Below are 5,917 nucleotides of genomic sequence, written 5' to 3'. Positions count from 1 at the left end.
CCTATACCCCAACGAACCTTCTAGATACTCTTTCACCACGTTAAATTTAAAATCATCACTATATTTAGCCATATAAAAACACCCCAAAAGTTAGTTTTTTACTCTAACTTTTGGGGTGCAGCACCCAGGCGGGCTCTTTTTAATATCACATTTATTCAGTTCTATTCTAATTCTTCAATTTCCTGCTCAAGCTTATCGAGAATATTTCCTGCTTCCTCGCCGCCATTTTCACGGTAAAAATCACGCAATGGCATAGCCAGCTCACGGAACGCTTCGCGCTGATCCTCATCAAGCTCGGTTACTTCCGTAGGGTTTTCTTCGTCATCTTCAATGGACGCGAGCAGCTCTTCATTAAGATCATTTTGCAGATCAAAGCCGACATCCTCCATCTCATCGATAGTTTCATCGATCATCGATTTTACATCATCCGGAAGCTCATCATAAAATCCCGGATTAACCGTCGCCATCGCCACATACGTGTTGTGGTTTGAAATAGTCATGTAATCCTGAACCTCGTGATACGAAGAGTCCTCAATAAAGAAAATTGGATTCTCCTGGCCGTCTACAGTATTGTTCTGAAGACCTGAATAAAGGTCACCGGCACTCATAACAGATGGATCAGCCCCATACGCTTCATAGGAACGCTGAATGAGCGGGGAATCCTGGGTCCTCATTGTAAATCCTTCAAAATGAGAAGGCTCTGTAAGTTCTCTATTGCCTGTCCACTGCATAAACCCTTCCGTAAAGAAGGAAAGAGGCTTAATATTATTCTCTTCATAGAGTGCGGCAAGGTCTTCATTTAATGCTTCACTCGTATTTAACAATTCATGCACCTGCTCCTGATCTTCAGGCAGCAGGAATTGCAGAGCAAAAATCTGTCCTTCCTCTACCATGGTTCCGGTAAAACCTGGTGAAACAATCGCAAATTCAACAGCGCCGTTCTGGAGCTGCTCAACCTGGTCTACCTCACTTCCAAGTCCTCCGAATTCCAATACATTCATTTCAATGTTGCCATCGGACTTCTCATTCAAGCGGTCGGCAAACTCCTGCGCATATTCGTATTGAACCTGGCCTTCATACTCCTCTGTCACAAATGTCCAGGAGTACTCTGGTTCAGAACCGCCGTCATCTCCACCGCCGTCACCGTTGCCTTCATCATCTCCTCCACCACAGGCTGCCAGTACTAATGAAGAAGCAAGCGCGGATGTCACTAACCATCCATACTTTCTTTTTTTCACAACAATTACCCCCTTAAAAGTCTAAAAGCTTAAATATATCTCAAGCTTCTGCTCTGTGATTTAAAGCAGAAACAGAGAAATCTGAGGAAAGAATATCAATAAGATGTTGACAATAAACAGCATTATAATGAATGGCGGCGTCCCTCTGATTGTATCTAAATACGATCGGTTGAATACCGCGCTTGCTGTGAAAATATCTACACCAAAAGGTGGTGTCGCTGATCCCATTGCTGCCTGGAAAACGATAAGTACCCCGAGGTGAATTGGATCAATACCTGCCGCTTCTGCCGCCGGCATAAATATGGGTGTAAGAATTAAAATAACGACAATAGGATCCATAAACATACACCCGATAAAGAAAAACAAGGAAACGATAATCATAACGTAAATCGGCCCGGGATCTCCGCCCAGCAGATTATCTATAATCATTCGTGGAATCTGAGCGGTAGAAATGGCGTATGCAAAGGCCTGTCCTCCGGCTACCAGTACAAAAACTGCGGAAGTAACAAGTCCGGTAGATAAGGCAATCTTTGGAATATCTGTGACCTTTACAGAGCGGTAAACGAGCACCTCCAGGATCAGCGCGTAGAGCACCGCCATTCCAGAGGCTTCTGTGGCTGTAAAGAAGCCGGAGTATATCCCGCCGATAATAATAACCGGGAACATCAGCGGAAGTGCTGCCTGTCTCGTATGATAAAACCGTTCTCTCCACGTTGCTTTTTCAGCAAGAGGAATGTTAAACATGCGCGCATGTATGTACGCATAAATCGTGAAAAAAAGAAGTATTAAGAGCCCCGGCCCGATACCTGCAATAAATAAATCCCCGACGGAAGTCTGAGAGGGCAGAGCATAAATGATAAAGCCAATACTCGGTGGAATCAACAGCGCAATATCACTGGAATTGATAATAAAAGCGATCGCGCTGGAATCCTTATATCCTACTTTTAACAGCCTTTCTCTCATCGGCCGCCCAATCGCCACCACTGTCGCCTGGGTCGAGCCTGAGATACTTCCGAACAACGCACAGGACACAGCAGTAGTGACTGCATATCCGCCGCGGATATGAGCAACAAACGAACCGATGAAGTCAAGCAGACGCTTTGAAGTACGGCCTCTCGTCATTATATCCGCTGCAAAAATGAACATCGGTACGGCCATTAAAGAAAACGTAGATATTCCGTTCAGCATCTGCTGCACAAGAAAAAATGGTTCAGTGTAAGGGAAATATACGATAATAAGTACAAGTGGAGCGAGCATGAGCGGTATCATGATCGGAAACCCGAGCAGCAATAGCACCGCCATAATAATTACGAGTGTCGTTACCATATGTCATTCCTCACTCTTCTGATTAATTTATAATAAACTTGGATTGTCAGCATCATCGTCATCATCATAATCTTTCCGCTCTACCGCAAGATAGACATCTTTATTACGGACATTAATCCAGAAGTTTCTTAAAAATTGGATCCCGCCTAATATAAAGCCGAGCGGCGCCCAGATAAGCATTACGTAATACGGAAGACGAAGTGCTGAAGTAACCCGTCCGGATTGTATGGTGGATTCGATATAGAGCCAGGAATAATATGCAAATACAAATAAAACAATCGCTGTAAAAAATGGAATTATCGTCGCGAGTGCTTTTCGAAATTTAAATGGCACGTTGTCATAGACAGCAGACATGCTTAAATGCCGTCCTTTTCTCGCTACATAGCTGATTCCCATAAAGGTTGCCATAAATAATGCAAGCCTGCTGATCTCCTCGGCAAATGCCCAGCTGGAAGACAAAAAGTTACGGGCGATTGCATTGCCGCAGACCATAGCTGCAATCGTTATAATGGAAAAACTTAAAATAAATTCTTCGATTTTTTTCAATGTACTGTCAAGTATATTTAATACTTTCATCTTTGATCAGCATCCAATCTGTCTGTTGTAATTTTCAAAATTCATGGGACGCTCTATTAAATACCGTAAACTATTTCCAAAAAATAGTGACGTTATTAATCATACGTTGTAAAGTCCTGTAGTTCAATAATCATAAACCTGAATTAAAGCAGAAATATCGCCGGCATGAGGCATAGGAGGTAAAGAGATCGTCATATCTGACACATCAGTGAAACATTCAATATTTTTTGCAATTTTAGAAAGAAAGAAACTATTTTATAAAAACTGTGACTAAGACGTTTATACCGCCCCCTATTTTTCATACTGACCGGCTGAGCTCCCTTTTTCCATGAAGAAACATATTTCCCGATAGTATAATAAAGGAGACTTTTAACAAATAACCAAAGATTCCCCAGCCCTTTATATGATATAATTAGCACCAGAACTGAATACTGGTACCGTGAGTCATGAATCTTATAATTGTCAAAAGAATCTAAAAATATAATAGAATTTTATTATAGCAGTAATTTTCAATTAATAAAAGAGTCACGACAACTGCTCAGGGACCTTTTTACTGTTCTGCAGAATGTGCATGCCGACAGAAAGGACGAACTCTTCTATATGGAATTATTAAATAACTTCCCCTTATGGGTTGCTTTGGCATCTATCCTGATCGCTCAGGGTATAAAGATTCCTCTTGCATTTATAGCTTCAAAAAAATGGGATGCTACGCTTGTCACGAGTACCGGAGGCATGCCCAGCTCCCACTCAGCCGCCGTAACTTCTGTAACAACAGCGATCGGACTGGAGCAGGGATTTGATTCTTCTCTGTTTGCGATTTGTACTATTTTCGGTGTAATTGTTATGTTTGATGCAACAGGTGTCAGACGGCATGCCGGCTATCATGCGACTGTCTTAAATCAACTTGTGGTGGATTTTAACAAATTTGTGACAGAAGCAAAATCATGGCAGAAAAAGGAAGAAACTGAGAAACGGGAAGAATTAAAAGAACTTCTCGGCCATCAGCCTATTGAAGTTTTTTTTGGTGCCCTGCTGGGTATCATAATTGCCCTCGGCGCACACTTTTCCATTATGGCCTAACCAGGAAGGATGCTGCATATGAGAATTGCCTCCCTTTGTCCAAGTAATACGGAAACGGCCGCTTATCTAGGCCTCACCTCTCAATTAATTGCTGTGGACGATTATTCCGACTGGCCGGGGGCCGTCAACCAACTTCCCCGGCTCGGGCCGGATTTGTCCATTGATGTAGAAAAATTAAAAACATTAAAACCAGATCTTGTGCTTGCTTCTTTGAGTGTACCCGGCATGGAAAAAAACATTGAGAAGTTAAAAAAAGAAAATATTCCCTATATCGTATCCGGACCGGATACCATTAAAGATATACGAAATGATTTCTTTTTATTTGGAGAAGCTGCTGATGCGGAGGAAAGAGCAAAAGTACTCGCAGAAGAATTTGATCGATTTCTGCATAAGTATGAACAGTTAGCCGCGTCGGTTTCTCCGCTGCGTCTCTATTGGGAATGGTGGCCAAAACCAGTGTTTTCCCCCGGCGGCGGCAACTGGCTGACTACCATCAGCAGACTGGCAGGCGGAGTCAATATTTTTGAAGATAAGAAAGAAGCGAGCTGTAAACTAGAGTGGGAAGACGTGCGGAAGCTTGACCCGGACAGGATCTGTCTTGCCTGGGTCGGCGTCCAGACAGAAAAGGTAAGGCCTCAGCTTTTGAAAAAACGGCCGGGCTGGCCGGATATGAAAGCAATGAAAGAAAATCACATTCATATTCTGGAGGAGCCGCTTTACTGCCGACCGTCCCCTCGACTCCTGCTTGGCCTGCAGCGCCTGGCCTACCTGCTTCATCCCTCAGTATTTCCCGTTCCTGACGGAAAGGATCCGCTGCTATCCATTTATGAAGAAGAGCTTAGCTGAGTAACCGGCAAAGCTCTTTCTTTATTTAAAGTCGTCACTTCTTCTTCAGAAAGTGTTCCATCCCCTTCTCTCAGCACGTGGACGTCGACATCCTTTTTTCCCCATTCCGAGTATACATCGCTAACCGTATCATAATATAAATCAAGCTTATTCCCTGTGATAGCAGAGCCGGTATCAGCAACAATACCATATCCGTAATCAGGGATATAAAGAAGCGTACCGATCGGAAAATGGACCGGGTCCGCAGCAATCGTTGAGACAAAATCACGTCTTACTTTAACACCAGAGCGAGTAATACCGTAGGCTGGATCAGTTTCATGCTTCCCTGTTGATTCATAGCCTGCGGTGTAGCCGGTGGCCGTTACCTTTATCTTTGGTTCTCCCGGCTCAAACACCGGCTCTGCCTCGAGCTCTATAATTTGAGAAGGCTCCCCTTCAGGAGGTAAAGCCACAATATCCTTATTATCCTCCAAGGAGCTTTCCCGATTAAATTCAGATACATATTTAAAAAGATGAGCCGGAACATTTCTGGCATCAATGTTTAGTACATAGGCTGCAGTCGACTGCAGAGCAAGCAGGAACAATATCGCAGTTGCACCATAAATCATCCAATTTTTTAGAGACAACCTGATCACCTCTTTCACAAACACAGGATGTCCAAGTTCTTTCATTTTATTCTTAATGCGCATTCCGAATATAGAAAAGCCCGGCTGATTACGGGCCTTGGTGCTGCACCCTAAAAGTTAGAGTAAAAAACTAACGTTTGGGGTGTTTTTATATGGCTAAATATAGTGATGATTTTAAATTTAACGTGGTGAAAGAGTATCTAGAAGGTTCGTTGGGGTATAGGT

The 5,917-nt window shown here is 43.2% G+C and carries 6 protein-coding genes; 2 read left to right on the top strand and 4 right to left on the bottom strand.

Annotated elements, in window-relative coordinates; genetic code table 11:
• Positions 1-161: 161 nt before the first annotated feature.
• The 3 genes from dctP to ACE4RR_RS21255 are packed head-to-tail and all read right to left on the bottom strand — an operon-like array spanning position 162 to position 3,140.
• Entirely contained in the window at positions 162-1,238 is a 1,077-nt protein-coding gene (gene dctP, locus ACE4RR_RS21265; RefSeq protein ID WP_375537439.1) for a TRAP transporter substrate-binding protein DctP, read from the bottom strand.
• A 60-nt stretch (positions 1,239-1,298) separates the two neighbouring features.
• Positions 1,299-2,564, bottom strand: coding sequence for a TRAP transporter large permease (locus ACE4RR_RS21260; RefSeq protein ID WP_375537438.1), 1,266 nt, complete (start codon positions 2,562-2,564; stop codon positions 1,299-1,301).
• A 27-nt stretch (positions 2,565-2,591) separates the two neighbouring features.
• On the bottom strand, positions 2,592-3,140 hold the full coding sequence (locus tag ACE4RR_RS21255; RefSeq protein WP_375537437.1) for a TRAP transporter small permease: 549 nt from the start codon (positions 3,138-3,140) through the stop codon (positions 2,592-2,594).
• Positions 3,141-3,740: 600 nt separating this feature from the next.
• On the opposite strand from ACE4RR_RS21255, the gene ACE4RR_RS21250 reads away from it, so the two are divergent.
• Both ACE4RR_RS21250 and ACE4RR_RS21245 read left to right on the top strand, forming a co-directional pair.
• Positions 3,741-4,220 carry a divergent PAP2 family protein gene (locus ACE4RR_RS21250; protein ID WP_375537436.1) on the top strand — a complete coding sequence of 160 codons (480 nt, stop codon included), beginning with the start codon at positions 3,741-3,743 and terminating at the stop codon, positions 4,218-4,220.
• A gap of 18 nt (positions 4,221-4,238) precedes the next feature.
• Positions 4,239-5,066, top strand: a complete 828-nt coding sequence (locus tag ACE4RR_RS21245) for a cobalamin-binding protein (protein WP_375537435.1) — start codon at positions 4,239-4,241, stop codon at positions 5,064-5,066.
• On the opposite strand, the gene ACE4RR_RS21240 is transcribed toward ACE4RR_RS21245, so the two are convergent.
• Complete coding sequence (locus ACE4RR_RS21240) at positions 5,045-5,674, bottom strand: 3D domain-containing protein (protein ID WP_375537440.1); 630 nt, start codon at positions 5,672-5,674, stop codon at positions 5,045-5,047. The genes ACE4RR_RS21245 and ACE4RR_RS21240 overlap by 22 nt on opposite strands.
• Positions 5,675-5,917: the final 243 nt, after the last annotated feature.

Source organism: Alteribacillus sp. HJP-4 (genome assembly GCF_042139015.1).
Classification (GTDB): Bacteria; Bacillota; Bacilli; order Bacillales; family Marinococcaceae; genus JBHIKY01.
The sequence above is the reverse complement of the archived record's forward strand: the minus strand, read 5'-3'. Positions and strand labels throughout refer to the sequence as shown.